This is a genomic window from Paenibacillus sp. CECT 9249, from assembly GCF_918697855.1.
Classification (GTDB): Bacteria; Bacillota; Bacilli; order Paenibacillales; family Paenibacillaceae; genus MSJ-34.
Window position 1 is genome coordinate 13,163 of record NZ_CAKKLI010000013.1, and the last position, 18,804, is coordinate 31,966.

The following is an 18,804-nucleotide window of genomic DNA, read 5'->3' on the forward strand; positions in this document are numbered from 1 at the left end:
AGATAAGCCTGTCAAATTGTATTTCTATCCCGGAGATACCTTTAACGTCTAAAGAACCTATCATCCGCGTGTGGATGATAGGTTCTTTTCTATGGTTGAGGCGATGTCGCGAATGATAACTTCGAATTCGCTGTCAGTCCATCCGTTCCCGGAGAAAAAGAACGATCTCCTCGAATGCTCTCTTTACCTGGGGATTCGCGAAATCCTGATCGAATACATGCTCGCCGTCCTTGATCACGATAAGCTTGCTAGGCACGCCCAATTCCTTAAGTTTCTCATGGAAGGCGATCGATTGCTCAAGGGGAACGTCGGTGTCCCGGTCTCCGTGAAGCAGCAATGTTGGGGGGAATTGCGAATTGAGAGTGGAGAGCGGACAGTATTGCATCAGCAACTCCGGTTTTTGTATGGCATCGAATCCGGTCACTTCGGATAACCAAACACCGTGCTGTCTGCAAAATAAATAAAATTGGAAACGCGCCCAAGGACCTTCGGATATCTCCGTTTCGCCAATCGCCCGGTACGCATCCGCTTGGGCGACGATCGGTTTCCGGCGGTAATGTTCGCTTGGGGAAGCAATCCAATCCCCCGCGATATCGCCATAACCGTAAAGGGAGATAACGGCCAACGGCTTGACGGCCATCGTTCCTGCCAGCAGGCTTAAGTAAGCTCCGGCCGAGCTCCCGATGACGGCTACTTTGTCCGGATGGAACTGATAGTCCGGAATTGCAGTATGCCTTGCCCAGTTCAACGCGTCCTTCAAGTCTTCGACGATCTGCTCAAGTTTCGTTTCCGGCGCCAAGCGGTAATCGAAACTGATGATACTGAATCCTTCCTGCGTGAAATAGTCGATTTGCTCCCGGGGCAGCCAATTCCGATCCCCGAAGATGAAGCCGCCGCCGTGAAAATAGAGAAGCACGGGCGAGCCTTTGCCTCGATTGTAAACATCCGCGCGAATGGCAGCCCCCTGCTTCGTACGCTTGTAAATATGAGTGGTTTTCAAAACCGTTTCTCCTCTCCAATTGTTGACATTAATTCTATTATACAACTATTGTTTATTTCAATCTCTTTTTACATAAATTTCGGGGTACCTGCGAGTTGTGAAATAAGTTTTTGTACAAATGTGATGCGGCTCACAAGGTTGCCGGTCCATCCTCCTTATAATCGACTTACAAGGTTATAAGCCATATATAGGAGGTTGGTGGAAATGAACCGAGTGTTCGACGGAACCGATAAGATCGGCGACATTGTCGCCGAATTTCCAGGCGCTAGCAACTTGTTCAAACAATATCGAATCGATTTCTGTTGCGGGGGCGACCGTCAGTTGTCCGCCGCGCTGCGGCAGCGGGACCTTCATGAAGAAGAGTTCCTCGGTCAACTGAACGAAGCGTATCGGTTAGCCCGGCAGCAGCCGGACCCGAACCGGGATTGGCGCCATGTTCCTTACGGCGAGTTGATCGATCATGTCATCCATACGCATCATGCCTACTTGAACAAAGAACTGCCGCTGCTCAGCGAGTTTGTGACGAAAATATTGCGCGTTCACGGGGCGGGCCATCCCGAATTGACCGCACTCCATAAGCTGTTCCATGAGCTGAAAATGGAGTTGGAGCAGCATCTGATTTCCGAGGAAACGACGATTTTTCCGAAGATTCGAGAATACGAAGCAACGGGCTCGCAACAAACGCTTAGGGAAGCGGTCGATGCAATCGATAAGCTGGAGTCGGAACATGAATATGCCGGAGAATTGCTGAAGGAAATGAGGGCCGTTACAGAGCAATACCGCTTGCCGGAGCAAGCATGCAGAACCTATACGCTAACATTTCACAAGCTGGAAGAACTCGAATCGGATATGTATCAGCACATCCATCTCGAGAACAACATTTTGTTTCCCAGGATTGAAGCGGAAGCATAAAATCGCGCAAGGGGCAAGGGGATGTTTGAGGCCGACATCATGGGGCCCGGACATCCCGTTTTTTGCTTAAGGCGACTGGTTCATCTGCGACAGCGCTTCATAATCGACGATGATCAGCTCGTGAGTCTTCATGCGAATCACGCGCTCTTTCCGCAATTGGTTTAACAATCGATTGATCGTTTCGCGCGTCGTTCCGATCGCATTGGCCAGTTCCAAGTTCGTCATCGGCATTGGAATCGTAATCATGCCGTCCTTTTCCTCGCCGTAGCGATCCGCCAGTTTCAACAGGAAGGAAATGAAACGATTGTGCACGTCTTTGCCGGTGATGTGCTGAATGGTTTCCTGCAGTTCGCGAATCTTCTCTCCCATTAACTTGAAAATGTTGACGGCAAGAGCGGGGATGGAGAGGATCGTTTGTTCGAACGCCCCCAAAGGGATCGCAATCAACGTACTGTCGACGAGCGTTTCGGCGGTCGCGGGATAGGGATGCGGATCGAAAAAGGCCGTATGGGGGAACATATCCCCTTCTTTCAGAAACGATACGATATTCTCATGCCCGTTCGCATCGGTTTTGTAAGTTTTGACGAGGCCGTTGCATATGAAATAAATCGCTTCTTTATCGGCCCCTTCGTGGAAAATGACCGATTTCTTATGATAGGAGCGCAAAATGGCAATAGGATAGATTCGTTCAAGTTCCTCTTCCGACAAATCCTGGAATAGGGGGAATGATTGTAACGCTGTCAAGCTTTGATCCTGTTTCATGAAAGGCCTCCCGGCAAGCGGTTTTTATATACCTTTCATTGTAACATACGGATCGAGGAAGGTGGAAAGCTCGAACAGTTCTAAGAAAATATTAGGTAAATTTGATATCCGATACCATTTATGGTATGGTGGATCGTAAGAAGGCATTTCGCTTGGACAGAGCGGGGTGCCTTTCACGCATATTTTAGGCTTTTTACATTAAATGTCTATCCAACAACGTATGGAGGCGGTGATGACATGTAGCCTTTGGGAGGAAGATATCTTGTCGGACATGTCCTGTTGAAAATCATGAAATCGAGGAGATGATGATTGTGAGTACGACATTTACGGCGGAGAAAAGAACACATTTAACGCGTTCCGGCCTGCGGCAGTTGCGGGAAAAGGGCAGGCTTCCGGGCGCAATATTCGGGAAACGAACAAACACCGAATCGATCCACATTTCGGCCAAAGATTTTACGAAATGGTTGAAAAAAGGAGATTCCGGACTCATCCATTTAGAAGTAGCCGGCGCGGGCACGATCCCCGTTTTATTGGAAGGAATTCAGCGCGATCCCGTTTCGAAGGATGTGCTGCATGTGGACTTTTTGCAAGTTCAGATGGATCAGGCGGTGCGCACCAAAATACCTGTAGAATATATAGGCACGGCCCATGGCGCGAAAAAAGGCGGCATTGTACAGACCCAAGGCACGCAAATCGAAGTGGAAGGACTGCCGGGCAAGCTGCCGCCTTCCGTCAGCGTCGATATTAGCGGACTGGACATCGGCGACAGCATCATAGCGGAACAGTTGACGCTTCCTGACGGCATCGCGTTAGTATCTCCTGCCGACGAATTGCTGGTTTCCGTCGTTCATCCGGTATTGGAGAAGGTCGAATCCTAATTGAATATAAATGTCCGGCGTTTGTCGGGTAAATGATAGCAGCAGGCTCGTGCGTTATGCGCGGGCTTGCTTTTTATTTCATCCATTATTGTTGTCGGATTTTTGGGAATATTAGCTAAAGAGCGCGGGTTGCCCGGTTCAAATATGTAAAAGAGGAGTTCTTTATGGAAAAACCAATGCCGATTCCCCAACCCAAAACATATGGCGTTCTCGGAAACGTTCCCTTAATTGATAAGGATTCGCCCACGTTGTCTTTCTGTAAACTTGCTGATGAGTACGGTCCTATTTTTCGATTCGAGGTATTGGAAAGATCTGTTATTATCGTCTCCGGACCTGACTTAGTGGCCGATGTTTGCGATGAATCGCGTTTCGACAAAGCCATAGGCCATTTATTAAAGGTGCGTGATTTTGCCGGAGACGGCCTCTTCACAAGCCTGACGGAAGAACCGAATTGGAACAAAGCGCATAATATTCTGATGCCTTCATTCAGCCAACAAGCAATGAAGGGGTATCACGATATGATGACAGATATCGCGCTGCAGCTTGTGCAAAAATGGGCGCGGTTGAATCCGGACGAAAGTATCGACGTTCCGGACGATATGACGCGGCTCACTCTAGATACCATTGGCTTATGCGGATTTAATTATCGTTTCAACAGTTTCTACAGAGAAACACCGAATCCTTTTATTGTGAGCATGGTTCGCGCCCTGGACGAAGCCATGCATTTCGGCAGCAGATTACACATTCAAAACATGCTGCTGATCAAAACAAAACGTCAGTACGAGCGCGATATTCATTCCATGTTCAGCTTGGCGGATAAAATCATTGCAGAGCGTAAGGCAAGCGGGGATCAGGGAGAAACCGATTTGCTCGCCAGAATGCTGACCGCCAAAGATCCCGAGACCGGAGAACCATTGGACGATCGGAATATTCGATACCAAATGATCACTTTCCTGATCGCCGGTCATGAAACGACAAGCGGATTATTGTCATTTGCGATTTACTTTTTAATCAAACACCCGGAGGTTTTGAAAAAAGCTTACGCTGAGGTGGATGAAGTACTTACGGAGCCATTGCCGACCTATGAGCAAGTTCTGAAACTTAAATATGTAAGAATGATTTTAAACGAATCTTTACGTTTATGGCCAACCGCTCCTCAATTTAGTCTGTTCGCTAAGGAAGACACAATGATTGGAGGAAAGTATGCAATCAAGAAAGGGGAGGTCGTTTCGATTATTTTGCCCAAGCTTCATCGGGATCAAGGAGCATGGGGGGATGATGCGGAACAATTCCGGCCTGAACGCTTTGAAGACCCCGGTAAAGTTCCGAACCATGCATACAAACCCTTTGGGAATGGACAGCGAGCTTGCATCGGCATGCAGTTTGCACTTCACGAAGCGACATTGGTTCTCGGTATGATCCTTCAGAAATTTGAATTGATCGATCATTTGAACTATCAGTTGAAGGTAAAACAAACACTGACGCTGAAGCCGGACGACTTTCAACTGCGTGTCCAATTACGAGATAAGACACCAATCACTCCGTATCCAATGAAGCCGAAAGAAGACCTTGCCAATACCCCCAGCCTTGACAATCCAATGCCAAAAGCTTCTGTGATCGGAGTGAACAATAGACCGCTGCTCGTTCTTTACGGTTCGAATATGGGAACGGCGGAACGAATTGCCAAAGAATTGGCGGACCTTGCCCGTTTGCACGGCATACGAAGCGAAGCGGCAACACTGAATGATCGTTTAGGCCATTTGCCAAAGGAAGGCGCTCTATTAATCGTCACCTCTTCTTATAACGGCAAACCGCCGAGCAACGCGCGGCAATTCGTTCAATGGTTGGAACAGGCCGGACCGGATGAGCTTCGGGGTGTTCATTATTCGGTATTTGGCTGCGGGGACCGCAACTGGTCCTCTACGTATCAGGAGGTACCGAGATTCATTGACGAGCAGCTCGCCGAGAAAGGAGCGACAAGATTCTCTCTGCGCGGTGAAGCCGATGCGAGCGGAGACTTCGAAAAGCTGCTTGAAGAGTGGAAACGTCAAATGTGGACCGATGCGATGCAAACATTCGATTTGAAATTGAACGAAAATGCGGAAAAAGAACGGAGTACGCTGAATATTCAATTTGTCAGCGGCTTGGCAGAGACTCCTCTCGCTCAATCGTACGAAGCGGTTCACGCAACGATCGTGGAAAATCGCGAACTTCAGCAGTCTGGCAGTGAAAGAAGCACACGGCATATCAAGATCGAGTTGCCGGACGGGGTTGCGTATCAGGAGGTCGATCATCTTGGAGTCTTCCCAAGCAACAGGAAAGAGAATATCGACCGCATTGTGCGACGGTTTGGTTTGCGGGAAAAGGATCAAGTGATTTTGACAGCAAGCGGAGTGAGCGCATCCCATCTGCCATTAGAACGACCTGTATCGCTCTACGACCTGCTTAGCCATAACGTAGAGTTGCAAGAAGCGGCAACTCGCGCCCAAATACGCGAAGCAGCCGCTTACACGGTTTGTCCCCCGCATAAACGCGAATTGGAAGCCTTGTTAGAGGAGGGGACGTACGAAGAGCAGATTTTGAAGAAACGGATTACAATGCTTGACCTAGTAGAAAAATACGAAGCGTGCGAAATTCCGTTTGAGAAGTTTCTGGAACTGTTGCCTCCGTTAAAACCCAGATATTATTCGATATCAAGTTCCCCTCGGATGGACAAAGAACGTGCCAGCATTACGGTAGGCGTAGTCCGCGGTCGGGCTTGGAGCGGGCGGGGAGAATATCGCGGCGTGGCCTCGAATTATTTGGCGGAACGCAATCCGGGAGACGATATTGTCGCGTTCGTCCGCACGCCGGAATCCGGATTCCAACTCCCTGAAGATTCGCAGACCCCTATCATTATGGTGGGGCCGGGGACGGGGGTAGCGCCTTTCCGCGGTTTTCTGCAAGCTCGCGCAATCATGAAGCGCGAAGGAAAATCGCTGGGCGAAGCCCATCTCTACTTTGGCTGTAGGAACGAAACAGACTATATATACCGTGAAGAGCTTGAACAATATGAAAGAGACGGGGTGGTTACGCTTCATACGGCATTTTCCCGTAAGGAAGGCGTACCTAAAACTTACGTGCAACATTTGATGGCGAACCATGCAGCGGAAATAATCCGAATTCTTGACGGCGGCGGACGGCTTTACGTGTGCGGGGACGGCAGTAAAATGGCTCCGGATGTGGAGAATGAGTTGCAGAACGCCTATCAATCCGTACATCGAGTTGACAAACAGGAAGCGGAAACATGGTTGAGAAATCTGCAGTCCAATGGAAGTTATGTGAAAGATGTTTGGACGGGCATTTAAATCTTGTCGCATTCTCGTTTGACATTTTGAAATGAACGAATTATAGTAGGTAGTAATATAACTACTTATATCCGGGTGTGTTGTCAGAGGGCAGCCGAACGAACGGTTCACGTCTTGTTGAACCGTTTTTCTTCCGCTCATTTTAAGTAGTTAGTGATATAACTCCGATGAGGTATGGTTCTTAAGAGGTTCAATTTGAAAACAAACTAAATCGATCGGACGTGAAATAATGGAGGACATTTTCAAGGAATTGCAAAAGCTTGGCTTTTCGCCGTACGAATGCAAAGCCTATGTCGGTTTGCTCAAGGTTCATCCGGTAACGGGGTATGAAATCAGCAAGCGATCCGGCGTGCCCCGTTCCATGATTTACGAGGTGCTGGGCAAACTGATGGACAAAGGCGCCGTACATCTTGTGCCTTCCGAACCGGTAAAATACTCCCCCGTGCCCGCTGAGGAATTAATCGACCGGTTGAGGAAGCAATTCGATCAGTCGTTTTCCTATTTGGAGAAAAAGCTGACGATGCTGCAGCGGGAACGGGAAATGGATGTGATCTGGCATATCCGCAGCGACGATCTGGTTTTGCAGGAAATGGGAGAGATGATTGCAAGGGCCGAAAAGGAGTTATGGCTTTCCGTCTGGGAACCGCAGATTCCGGTGATTCAAGAGTCGATAGAACGAAATCTACGGGAAGGAGTTCATGTCTTCTCCGTCCTCTTCGGGGCGCCGGAAGCGAAAATCGGGGCAACGTTTCATCATGATTACATGACACCGGACGTCGTCAAAGATCGCACAGGCGGCCATTTGACGATAGTAGCTCGTGACGGAGAAGAGGTATTGATCGCCAATTTTTCCGATGAATCCACCTCTTGGGCGGTCAAGACACACGACCCGGTACTTGTATTGGTGGCGACAGAATATATTCGTCATGACATCATGATCGAGGAAATTACGGCCCGGTACGGTCCTGAGAAGTTAGACGACCTCTGGCGAAACCACCCCGATTTGATCCATGTCGTGACGGGAAAACGGTTCGATGAGGAGGAATCATGAGAGAGAAGGAAGCTGCCTTGGATCGCAGGGTAAGCAACGACGAAAGTTTTATGCAAGGTGTGAAAGATTGCTTGCCTACGGTGTTAGGTTATTTGAGCATCGGATTTGCTGCCGGTGTGGTGGAGAAAACTGCCGGTATGTCCTTGGCCGAAATCGCTCTGATGTCTTTATTGTTGTATGCCGGGTCGGCTCAGTTTATCGCTGCCGGAATGATGGTGGCGAGCACCCCGGCAACAGCCATTATTTTTACCGTATTCTTTGTCAATTTGCGCCATTTGTTGATGAGCGCGGCCATGGCCCCTTATTTTCGACATCTCCCTGTTTGGCAAAACGTCTCGATCGGAGCCTTGCTAACGGACGAAACGTTTGGCGTCGCCGCTACCCGGCTGTCTGGAAAGTCGAAGGGAAGCTATCAGTGGATGTCCGGGTTAAATCTTACCGGTTACATCAACTGGTTGGTCGCTAATGTGGCGGGAGGGATTTTCGGACAGTGGATCGCTACGCCGGAAAAGTTCGGTCTGGATTTCGCTTTGCCCGCCATGTTCATCGGCTTATTCATGTTGCAACTGATGGAACGTTCCAAGTATCGTGTTGATCTTCTTGTAGCGATCAGTGCGGTTGTAATAGCGGTCGCAGGAACGGTTTACGTATCCGGAAGCGCCGGAGTGCTAATCGCCATCATCATCGCTGCTAGTATAGGAGTGTGGGTCGAGAAATGGAAGTAAGATGGAGTTTTCTCTGGATGCTTTTGGGAGCATCGCTTGTTACTTTGGTACCAAGAGTGCTGCCGCTTCTTGTGCTAAGCCGGATTCGTTTGCCGAATTGGGCGCTCCGTTGGCTTCAGCATATTCCGATTGCCGTTATGTCCGCATTATTGGCGCAGGAACTGCTCGTATCGAATGGCTCCTTCTCGCCGTCGCCTACTGGGGTGATCGCTGCTCTACCGGCGTTTGCCGTCGCTTTTTTTACCAGAAGTTTGCTCGCTACGGTATTGACAGGGATTGCGGCATTGATGCTGTTGCGTTATATATCGCCGTTTGTTTCGTAACGATGTTCCTGAAGACGAAATCCAACTGCCAATAACACCAACCCAACCGACTGACTTGACTATTCCGATGGCGTGTAGTATAATAAAACCAATTTTTACTAAGGGGAGAACTTGATGTCCGGGGTCGTTCTTAACTAATTAAATTCCATACTTGAAGTTTTCAACCGTCCTAGGGACCAAATGCTGGAATAGCATGGTTTATTTTGTCATGGGCATTTGAAGGCTTCGGAATTAGTTAAGAACAGCGGATATATTCAAACCTTAGGGCTGCCTATCGTTATACACCCAATCCGAGTTGTGTTCAGCTCGGATTTTTTTATTTATGGGTGTTTATTTAGGCGGTTTCTCCAAAGGGCAGGAATGACGTATGTTCATTCCTGCCCTTTTTGTATTTTCTTTGAGGGAGTGATGACATGTCGAAGGTGGAAGACGCGGTGCAAGCAGAACGAAAGAATCGTAAAACAGAACAATTTTTAGGAGGGATTGGGTGAAAAGTTATATTGAACAAGCAAGTGAGCATACCCGGCTGCAAGAAGGAACGCAAGTTATAGAGCAATTGCTCCTCGAATGCTACCTGAATCCGGGGATTTCTACAAAAGAGTTGGCGCGTAGAACGCTGCTGCCTACTCCTGTGGCTGCGGCAATCAAACGGGAATTGATGAAAGCGGGGGCGCTTATGCAAGACCGCGGCGTTCGATGCACGTCCAGCGGATTGGCATGGATCGAGCGGGAATGGGGATACCGAGGGCTCGACCGTTCGCTTTATCGCGATTTGCTCCATGAGACGGAATGGACCGAGGGGCTCGAAGATGTGCTCTCCATATTGGAGGAACTGTTTCCGCTGCGTCCGTCCGTGGACGTTCAGATCGATCAATCCAAATGTACGCCGGAAACGAGTCTGCGCCGGGCGATCCTCTGTTTGAAGCAGCATGCGTTAATCGGAAAGAAAATTCTATGCGTTGGCGACGACGATCTGGTGAGCGTGTCGATCGGTCTGCTGTTGCAACGGTTGTTTCCGGCCGGAGGACATCGCGTTACGCAAGTGGATGTACTGGATATTGACGAACGATTCTTGGGCTATATTGAATCGATTGCGAAGGATCGGGGACTCCCGATTCGATGCCGCCGGGTGGATTTAAGGGAGCCGTTGCCGGACAACCTGCACGGGCAATACGATTGCTTCTTCACGGATCCCCCTTATACGCTTCAGGGGATGAGCCTGTTCATATCGCGCGGGATTCAAGCTTTGAAGCGGGAGAAAGGGCTGCCGATTTTTCTGTCTTTTGCCCATAAATCGCCTGCGTTCATGTTGGCCATGCAACGGGAATTCGTCCGGATGGGGCTGACGGTCGGCGCTAATTTTCCGCGATTCAACGCCTACGAAGGCGCGGAAATGATCGCCAACCGGAGCCAGATGTTCATCTTGCGGACAACGGATCAGACGATGCCGGAATATCGCGAAGCATTCACGGATGCCTTGTACACGGGCGAAGTGAACCAGACGCTGCGCACTTACCGCTGCAAGCAGTGCTCCAGAGATGTGTATGTCGGCAAACAAGGGGAGATTGCGACAATCGAGCAGCTTAAAAACGAAGGTTGCGCAGGCTGCGGCCACGATACGTTTGAGATGATCGCCAAGAAACCGGTACTCCAGGAAAGGAATGACAAGGATGATCGTACGACAGATTGAAGAGCATGATTTGACCGAAATAGCGAACTGGGAACGAGAGATTTCCATGATCTCCTTTGGCGAAGAAGCCATTACGGACATCGCTTTTCACTTGCGGAAGCTGGAGAAGGCCATGATGCGCGAACGGCCCGGGATGCTGGTCTTGGACATGGACGGCCGCGCCGCGGGATGGATGTGGATGAGTCTCAGGGTGAATTCCGTCACGCAGGATGCGTATATGCAGTTCCGAAGCTTCTACATCAGCGAGCCTTTTCGCGGCACGGCAGGCGTAGACGCGTTGTTCGAGGCGGGCATGCTGTTCGCCAAGCGAGAAGGAGCCCGCAGAATCGTAGGGCATGTCCATGTTCATAATTTGCCGATGCGTGCCTTATATAAAAAATACGGCTTCGCACCCACGCATCTGACGATGGAGTATAGCGGCTGCGGCGGCACAGAGGAGCAGAATCATGATTAAATGCTTGGTCTGGGATCTCGACGATACGTTATGGCAGGGCACCTTGTCCGAGGACGAAGATGTTGCTCTGCGTCCGGGGGTCCGGGAGGTATTGCTTGCGCTCGATCAGAGGGGCATTCTGCAAAGCATTGCCAGTCGAAACGACCCGGATCTCGCATTTCAAAAATTGGTTCAGCTCCGAATCGATCATTTTTTCCTATATCCGCAATTCGGTTGGGGCTCCAAAGTCGCCAGCATTCGAAAAATCGCTCAAGAGATGAATATCGGCATCGATTCGCTCGCATTTATCGACGACAATCCGTACGAACGGTATGAGGCGAGTACGTATTTGCCGGACATTCATGTCTACGCAGCCGATGCCGCGGCGGGACTGCCCGAGCTTCCCGAATTTCAAACCGTCCTCTCGGAGGAAACGTCGGGACGACGGCAACAAATGATGTCGCGTTGGGCGCGGAACAATGCCGAGCAGCGGTTTAACGGAACGCGGGAGGAATTTCTGAACTCATGCGAAATGGTCTTGTCCGTACGAGCCGCACGGAACGAGGATTTGCCGCGGATGGTCGAGCTGGCGTCTCGTACGACCCAATTCAATAATCTTGTTCAGTCTCCGTCGGAAGCTGTCATACGTTCCTATTTGGATTCGGAGCGGAAAAATATTTATATCGGACGAATGAAGGACCGTTTTGGAGATCATGGGACGGTAGCGATGGCAATGGTACATGTTCATGGTACGGCAGCGGAAATCGAGCTTTTTTGCATTTCGTGCCGGATGGAGGGGAGGGGCGTCGGTTCCGCTTTTCTGGGAGCCGTTCTGGCCCGAATCCATCGGGAGCGTCCGCTGCTGACCGAAGCGGTGTGTCTTTATCGGCCGCAGCAACGGAATCGCCCCGCCTTACTGTTGCTGCAACTGTTAGGTTTTAGGCGCCGTTCGCAAGTTCAAGAGGAATCGGTCTATGCGTTGCCGTTTCCCTATTTCTATTCAGGTCCGGAATGGATCCGTGTGGAGGAGTGTTGTTAAATGATTGAAAGTAAACGTCCTAACGATCGATTGGATGTGGAGCATCGTGTTGTGCAAATTGTACGAGCTTTATTGGAAACAACAGAGGTATCGGCGGAAACTTGCCTGCTCGGTCCGCGCGGCGTACTTGATTCCGTCACGGCTCTGGCGCTGGTCGCTGAGTTGGAGCGGGCGTTTGACATCAGCTTCGGCGATGAAGATCTTACGTTGGATAACTTGTCGAGCGTGGGAAGTGTCGTCTCTTTTTTGGAGACTGTAACTTGATGATGACCCGTGTGTATTAGGCGATTGTAAATAAGCTTCGAATACCTCCCGCTTGTTCGTAGACATCCATGCGTGCGGAACTAAGATAAGTGAACAAATGGGAGGTACTATCTATGAAAAAGGATCGTTCCGTTTGCGGGTACCGGCTCCGAGTGGTTCATCGATTTCAAATCCTCTTTACGATATTCCACAGTCTTCTCATGTATAACATCCTGTTCCCTGATTCGTTTCGTTCCGGGGAAACCGCGGCCGCCGTTAATGTGCGGTATTTGTATCTCGGTCTGACATTAGTCTTGCAATCACTTCTTCTATGAAGATAAAGAATACGGTTCGAGTTTTCTCAAAGGGCAACAAATTTTCATTTTGGGTAGATTTTGTTAAGTAAAAAATATTATCAATTTCTAAAGCTAAAGAATTATTATATTCTTCTAAAATGAGCAATACTTCTGTCCCATAAGACTTTACTGTATTGAACAGGTTTTCAAAGGAAGTAAATTTACCGGTTACTGAAAAAACAATAAAAAGAGTTTCTTCATCAACCAAATGTTGAGCATGAGTTTCGCTTTGGGACACAAAAATACTTTTTCCCGATACTAGAGCGAGTTTATAAGCAAAGTATTCCACACAAATAAATGACGGACCTAGCCCGAACAAAACGATTCTGTTGAATTTCTTGAAAATCGTTATAAAATTATCGACCAAAACCGGATCGAACGTTTCTAAAAAGTTTTTTAGCCTCTCTAGCTCGCTTGACTTTTTTTTGTCTTCAGAAACGATGCGCTGACCTCCAAAAAATAGCTTATACTGTTTGAAATTTTCAAATCCTAGTTTTCTTACAAGTTTTGATATTTTAGAAGGAGATACATTACAATAATCAGCCGCTTCTAATATTTTAAGATTATGATTTTGTTCGACCATTTTAGAAAGTTTGTTATGGATAGATAGCTCCAACTGATTTAATTTGTTTACATTTATATTTATCATATTTCCTCTTTTTTAAATATTTTGGAATTCGTTTCATCTTAAATTGAACTAATGAATCGCGTTTTTGTCAAGGTCGTTGTCGCATTTATGAAGCATAAGAAGAGTTACAACGGCATAGAAATGGAATTGTCAATTAGAAATTTTCCAAAAACGAATGACAAATGTTAAGAAACTAGAAAATTTTCTTTGAATTTAGATTTTTTTATGTTAGAATGACCTTGTCAAAAAGAAATTTGAGAGGAAGCAGGTGTAAACTTGAGTACGGAAAAAACCGATATCAAAGATTTCTCAATGGATTTTTTCAGCTTAAAAGGAAAAGTTGCAATCATCACTGGAGGAAATTCCGGATTGGGGCAAGGTTTTGCACTGGCGTTTGCAAAAGCAGGGGCGGACATTTTTGCGGTCAGCATAGCTGATGATCATGATGAAACGAAAAAAATGATTGAAGCGGAAGGCGTTCGTTACCATCTTATGATTGCGGATATTACTAAAGATGGCGCTTGTAAAAAAGTTGCGGAAGAATGCATTAAAACTTATGGAAAAATCGATATTCTTATGAATAACGCGGGAATGTGTATTAACGAACCGGATGTAACCAAGTTTACCAGAGTTCAATGGGATAAAATGATCTCCCTCAATTTAACAGCTTGTTTCGAATTGTCTCATGAGGCGGCTAAGTACATGATTCCACAACGAAGCGGAAAGATCATTAATACGTGCTCTTTGTTTTCGTATCTTGGAGGGCAATGGTCGCCGGCTTACGCTGCAAGCAAACACGGTTTGGCAGGTTTCACCAAAGCGTATTGCGATGAATTAGCTCAATTTAATATCCAAGTTAACGGTATTGCGCCTGGTTATTTTGCTACCGAACTTACAGCGGAGACAAGAGCTAACCCTGCAGCCAATCAACGTATTTTAGACCATATTCCGGCCAATAGATGGGGATATATTTTAGATTTAATGGGTACGGTTGTCTTTTTAGCTTCAGAAGCTTCAAATTATGTCAATGGCACCTTAGTAAATGTTGATGGCGGATACTTAGTACGATAAGAGAAAATAGCCTTTAATAAAAGGAGAAAGCGATACTATGATGAAGGAACAGTTATTAAAAGATTTAGCGACTATGATTTCAGCGGAACAAATCAATACGGATTATGAAGCGCTTTACGATGCGTCGGCAGATCGTTACAAAAAATATGCTAAAGCGAAAAAAGCCCTTGATGTTCCAATGCCTATGGCAATTGTTTATCCATACTCAGCCGAAGAAGTGAAGTCGCTTCTAATGTTCTGCAATAAAAATAATATTAATGTGATTCCTAGAAGCGGAAAAACAGCTACGGAAGGAGGCCTTGAAAACTGGAAAGAAATCGCTTTAGTCATTGACGGATCGAAAATGAACCGAATCCTCAACATTGACACCTATAATATGCAAGCAACAGTACAAGCCGGTGTCACGCTGCAAACGTTAGAAGATGAGTTGCGTAAACTCGGCTACACCACAGGTCACTCTCCGCAGTCAAAACCGGTTGCTCAATATGGCGGATTATTGGCAACCAGAAGTATTGGACAATTTTCAACGTTATACGGCGCAATTGAAGACATGGTTGTAGGATTGGAATGCGTATTTCCAAGCGGACATATTTCCAGAATAAAAAACGTGCCAAGAAGAGCCGGCGGTCCGGACATCAGGCATATTGCAATCGGTAATGAAGGAACGCTGTGCTACATTACGGAAGTGACAGTGAAAATCTTTAAATACTACCCTGAAAACAATGTGTTCCACGGATATCTCATAAATGATATTGATACAGGTATTAAAATTCTAAGAGAAGTTATTGTAAACGGTTTTAAACCATCCGTTGCACGCGTGTATTCTGAAGAAGATGCAAGACAACATTTTTCTCACTTCCATAAAGACAAATGTGTTTTAATTCTTATGTCGGAAGGACCGAAGAGTATTGTGAAGGCAACTGTAGAAGCGATTGAAGAAGCGGTTTCTAAATTTCAAGAAGGCGTAATAGAAAAAGTTGAGGACAAATTAATAGAGAATTGGTTTCATAACTTGAATTGGACGCAACAAGACATTGATGATGAATTCCAAGGAATGATTGCTCATGGCAAGCATGACGGTTTCACAACAGAAGTATCGGCGGATTGGGACAATATTGTTAAGATTTATCATAATGTCATGAGAAGAGTAAGGGAAGAGTTTGACAGAATAGAAGATATAACAATGCTTGGCGGACACTCGTCCCATAGTTATATGAATGGAACGAATATGTATTTTGTATACAACTATAAAATAAATTGTGCGCCTGAAGATGAAATGAGAATTTATCATCATCCAATCCATTCCATTATTATCGAAGAAACGTTAAAACTTGGCGGATCCATGTGTCATCACCATGGTATTGGAAAATATCGCACTCAGTGGACAGAAGAAGAGCACGGTTCCGCTTACTACATGTTGCAAAAATTAAAGGAAGCTTTTGACCCTAACGGCATCATGAATTTCGGTACGATTTTCCCTCAAGAAGAAGGCATGAAATTTATAAAGGGTCGGAAATGAGGTGAATTTGTGAGCAGGTATGTAATGGGGATTGATAATGGCTCGCAAAGCACCAAAGTAGCGATTTACGATTTGGAAGGAAATGAAGTGGCTTTCGGTTCGTATCAATTACAAGACACTTTATCGCCTAAACCGGGTGTAGTGATTCATCCTGACGATGATTTATGGGACAGTGTGTATGAAGGAATGAAAAATTGCCTTGCCAATTTCACGGGCAATTCGAAAGATATTGCCGGAATCGGCTTATGTACAATTAGATGTTGTCGCGTTTTGTTACAAGAAGATGGCCATCTAGCTTATCCTGTGATAAGCTGGATGGATTCTAGACTGGCGAAACCATATGAACATACCGATGATCGGGTAAAGTATGTAACGACAACTTCGGGTTATCTAGGCTTTAGACTGACAGGGCAACGTAAGGACACGGCTGCAAACTATGAAGTTAACTGGCCGTTAGACCGCGAAACGTTGGATTGGTCCGATGACGATGAAGTCATGAAGGCAAACGGCTTGAAAAGGGAAATGCTATTTGATCTCGTAAAACCTGGAGACAAGCTAGGAACGCTGCGACAAGAACTGGCTTATGAATTTGGTCTGAATACAGATATACCGGTAGTAGCCACAGCAAACGATAAAGCTGTAGAGGTTTTGGGTGCCGGAATTAAGGACGAAGGATCCATTATGATATCGCTAGGAACGTTCATTTCCTCTATGTTGCTCAGAAATGAATACTTTGAAAATGCTCGAAATTTTTTTCCAACGCTTGCGTGTATTCCATTTAAATATGTTTATGAATCGAATGGAATCAGACGCGGTATGTGGACCGTGAGCTGGTTTAAAAAACTAATTGGCGAAGAACTGGTTACTGAAGCTGGAAAGCTAGACATATCGGAGGAGGAGTATTTGAATAGGAAAGCCCAAGATGTTCCAGCGGGCAGTGACGGTTTGATTACCATTCTAGACTGGTTACCTACGCCATCTATACCTTATAGAAAAGGAATTATGATAGGTTTCGACCAGCGCCATACAAAATTCCACATTTATCGCTCTATATTGGAAGCGATTGCATACAATATTAAAAATAATATTGACGATATGTTACAGGAAATAGATGTAGAGTTAAATGATTTAGTAGTCATAGGCGGCGGATCCAAAAGCGATTTGATGATGCAAATGATTGCCGATATTTTTGGATTGCCGGTGCAAAGACGCGAAGGAAGCAGTACTGCGTGCCTGGGAGCTGCTATATGCGTATGCCAATATTTAACCGTTTACAAAGATTTCTATGAAGCTGCAAGTAAAATGGTTAAAACGCAACAAACGTTTATGCCAAATCGCCAAAATCATGAGTTTTACAATAAAATTAACGATACTGTCGTTAAAAATGTGAGGGAGCATACGGATGAGATTTTAAAACGAACCTATCCGATTTTTAAATAAAAGGGAGTTATACTATGGCAGCGAAAAACTTTAGCAGGTATTTCCAATTCTTTCTTATCGTCTTAGCAGCAGGATCCATCTATCCGCTCATTTATTTAAAAACAAATTATCAGGAAACTATTTTACAAGTTTTTGGAATCACTCTTGTAGATTTGAATGCTATATTTTCGGTTTTGGGTGTAGCTTTTATCTTAGGATATTTTCCAAGCGGTTGGCTCGCCGATCGATTTTCCTCCAAAAAACTGATATTTATTTCACTGTTGATTTGTGGACTTACCGGGATTTGGTTTGCTCAAATTCCGAGCCATTCCATGGTTATCGTCATATTTACGATTTGGGGAATTTTTTCAGTTTTCACTTTTTGGTCAGCCCATTTAAAGCTTGTTAAGCTAATTGCCAAAAAGGAAGAAGAGGGACGGTTCTTTGGTGCTTTAGATGGCGGAAAAGGGGTTATAGAGGCTATTTTAGCTAGTGTTGCCATATTAATTTTTTCTAGCATATTAGGTCATAGTACGGAATATATTCACAAAAAAGAGGCCCTGCAAGCTGTTGTCTACATGTATTCCACTGTGCTTATATTGGTCTCCATCCTATTTCTAATCTTTGTTAAAGAAGATAAATCTTCTACCGAAAAAGTAGAGTCTTCATCTAACGCAGAAAATAATTTTAAACTTGATGTTAAAGTCTTCAAAGAAATATTTAGGAATAAATTTGTATGGCTGCTAGGCGGTATCATATTTATGTCCTATATTGTGGCATGGTCTGTTTATTATCTAGGCGGATTTTTGCAGACGAATATAAAAATTGATGCGGCAACTGTAGGTCAAGTGACCGTTATCATGCTTTGGATGCGGCCAATCGGCGGATTATTAGGCGGATTTTTAGGAGATAAATTTGGGAAGAGCAGCATCTTAATATTAGCCTTAGGGGCAGCAGCAGTTTTCTTATTTATTGTAGCATTTTTGCCTATTACTTTGCCTCATATGTACTATAACGTTCTGGTAGTATCTACTGGATTAATGGTTTATATGATTAGAGGTCTCTACTGGTCATTGCTGGGTGATTGTAATATAAAAGAAGAGATCCTGGGTCTTTCAATCGGATTTATATCGCTTTTAGGCTATTTACCAGATATTTTAATACCTATCGCAAACATTTACTTCTTTAATACTTATGGAGACAACGGCGGCTATAATGCATACTTTACGTTCTGTGCATCGGCAGGTGTAATCGCGATCTTATTAACGTCTATCTTTAAAATCTCGGTGAAGAGAAACAGTAAAAAAGGAATTGAAACAGAACAGTTAACAAGTGCTTCCTGAACGATTATATAAGCCGAACCATGATGCCGATCGAAGCGGCGCGCGGTTCGGCTTTGCTATTGCCG

At 45.9% G+C, this 18,804-nt stretch carries 17 protein-coding genes; 14 read left to right on the plus strand and 3 right to left on the minus strand.

The features are described 5' to 3' along the window. Window positions 1-133: 133 nt before the first annotated feature. Window positions 134-1,000, minus strand: coding sequence for an alpha/beta hydrolase (locus LQ229_RS11905; RefSeq protein WP_230191820.1), 867 nt, complete (start codon window positions 998-1,000; stop codon window positions 134-136). A gap of 204 nt (window positions 1,001-1,204) precedes the next feature. Between LQ229_RS11905 and ric the strand changes: the two genes are divergently transcribed. After that, a complete protein-coding gene (gene ric, locus LQ229_RS11910; RefSeq protein ID WP_230191821.1) occupies window positions 1,205-1,912 on the plus strand; it encodes an iron-sulfur cluster repair di-iron protein in 708 nt (235 codons plus the stop codon). A gap of 66 nt (window positions 1,913-1,978) precedes the next feature. On the opposite strand, the gene LQ229_RS11915 is transcribed toward ric, so the two are convergent. Next, window positions 1,979-2,674 carry a Crp/Fnr family transcriptional regulator gene (locus tag LQ229_RS11915; RefSeq protein ID WP_230191822.1) on the minus strand — a complete coding sequence of 232 codons (696 nt, stop codon included), beginning with the start codon at window positions 2,672-2,674 and terminating at the stop codon, window positions 1,979-1,981. Between the two features lie 311 nt (window positions 2,675-2,985). On the opposite strand from LQ229_RS11915, the gene LQ229_RS11920 reads away from it, so the two are divergent. The 9 genes from LQ229_RS11920 (at window position 2,986) to LQ229_RS11960 (ending at window position 12,424) form a co-directional block, all read left to right on the plus strand. Then, complete coding sequence (locus LQ229_RS11920; RefSeq protein ID WP_230191823.1) at window positions 2,986-3,552, plus strand: 50S ribosomal protein L25; 567 nt, start codon at window positions 2,986-2,988, stop codon at window positions 3,550-3,552. A 164-nt stretch (window positions 3,553-3,716) separates the two neighbouring features. Next, window positions 3,717-6,899: a bifunctional cytochrome P450/NADPH--P450 reductase gene (locus tag LQ229_RS11925; protein ID WP_230191824.1), complete on the plus strand. Its 3,183-nt coding sequence runs from the start codon at window positions 3,717-3,719 to the stop codon at window positions 6,897-6,899. Window positions 6,900-7,128: 229 nt separating this feature from the next. Further along, window positions 7,129-7,950 (plus strand): helix-turn-helix domain-containing protein, encoded by an 822-nt coding sequence (locus LQ229_RS11930; protein ID WP_230191825.1) that lies wholly within the window; start codon window positions 7,129-7,131, stop codon window positions 7,948-7,950. After that, window positions 7,947-8,675, plus strand: a complete 729-nt coding sequence (locus LQ229_RS11935) for an AzlC family ABC transporter permease (RefSeq protein ID WP_230191826.1) — start codon at window positions 7,947-7,949, stop codon at window positions 8,673-8,675. Before LQ229_RS11930 ends, LQ229_RS11935 begins: the two co-directional genes overlap by 4 nt. Then, entirely contained in the window at window positions 8,666-8,998 is a 333-nt protein-coding gene (locus LQ229_RS11940) for an AzlD domain-containing protein (RefSeq protein WP_230191827.1), read from the plus strand. Before LQ229_RS11935 ends, LQ229_RS11940 begins: the two co-directional genes overlap by 10 nt. Before the next feature lie 487 nt (window positions 8,999-9,485). Further along, window positions 9,486-10,688 carry a bis-aminopropyl spermidine synthase family protein gene (locus tag LQ229_RS11945; RefSeq protein WP_230191828.1) on the plus strand — a complete coding sequence of 401 codons (1,203 nt, stop codon included), beginning with the start codon at window positions 9,486-9,488 and terminating at the stop codon, window positions 10,686-10,688. Next, entirely contained in the window at window positions 10,669-11,142 is a 474-nt protein-coding gene (locus LQ229_RS11950; protein ID WP_230191829.1) for a GNAT family N-acetyltransferase, read from the plus strand. Before LQ229_RS11945 ends, LQ229_RS11950 begins: the two co-directional genes overlap by 20 nt. Continuing rightward, window positions 11,135-12,160, plus strand: a complete 1,026-nt coding sequence (locus tag LQ229_RS11955; protein ID WP_230191830.1) for an HAD-IIIC family phosphatase — start codon at window positions 11,135-11,137, stop codon at window positions 12,158-12,160. The genes LQ229_RS11950 and LQ229_RS11955 overlap by 8 nt, the downstream gene beginning before the upstream one ends. Then, window positions 12,161-12,424, plus strand: coding sequence for an acyl carrier protein (locus tag LQ229_RS11960; protein WP_230191831.1), 264 nt, complete (start codon window positions 12,161-12,163; stop codon window positions 12,422-12,424). A gap of 255 nt (window positions 12,425-12,679) precedes the next feature. Here LQ229_RS11960 and LQ229_RS11965 read toward each other — a convergent pair whose 3' ends face one another. Continuing rightward, the gene (locus LQ229_RS11965; protein ID WP_230191832.1) at window positions 12,680-13,408 is read right to left on the minus strand and encodes an SIS domain-containing protein; all 729 of its coding nucleotides are present in this window, start codon (window positions 13,406-13,408) and stop codon (window positions 12,680-12,682) included. A gap of 291 nt (window positions 13,409-13,699) precedes the next feature. On the opposite strand from LQ229_RS11965, the gene LQ229_RS11970 reads away from it, so the two are divergent. Genes LQ229_RS11970 through LQ229_RS11985 form a run of 4 tightly spaced genes read left to right on the plus strand, consistent with a single transcriptional unit; the run spans window position 13,700 to window position 18,739 of the window. After that, window positions 13,700-14,458 (plus strand): SDR family NAD(P)-dependent oxidoreductase, encoded by a 759-nt coding sequence (locus LQ229_RS11970; protein ID WP_230191901.1) that lies wholly within the window; start codon window positions 13,700-13,702, stop codon window positions 14,456-14,458. Between the two features lie 37 nt (window positions 14,459-14,495). Then, window positions 14,496-15,977: an FAD-binding oxidoreductase gene (locus tag LQ229_RS11975; RefSeq protein ID WP_230191833.1), complete on the plus strand. Its 1,482-nt coding sequence runs from the start codon at window positions 14,496-14,498 to the stop codon at window positions 15,975-15,977. A gap of 24 nt (window positions 15,978-16,001) precedes the next feature. Next, window positions 16,002-17,417, plus strand: a complete 1,416-nt coding sequence (locus LQ229_RS11980; protein ID WP_230191834.1) for an FGGY family carbohydrate kinase — start codon at window positions 16,002-16,004, stop codon at window positions 17,415-17,417. A 14-nt stretch (window positions 17,418-17,431) separates the two neighbouring features. After that, window positions 17,432-18,739 (plus strand): MFS transporter, encoded by a 1,308-nt coding sequence (locus tag LQ229_RS11985; RefSeq protein WP_230191835.1) that lies wholly within the window; start codon window positions 17,432-17,434, stop codon window positions 18,737-18,739. Window positions 18,740-18,804: the final 65 nt, after the last annotated feature.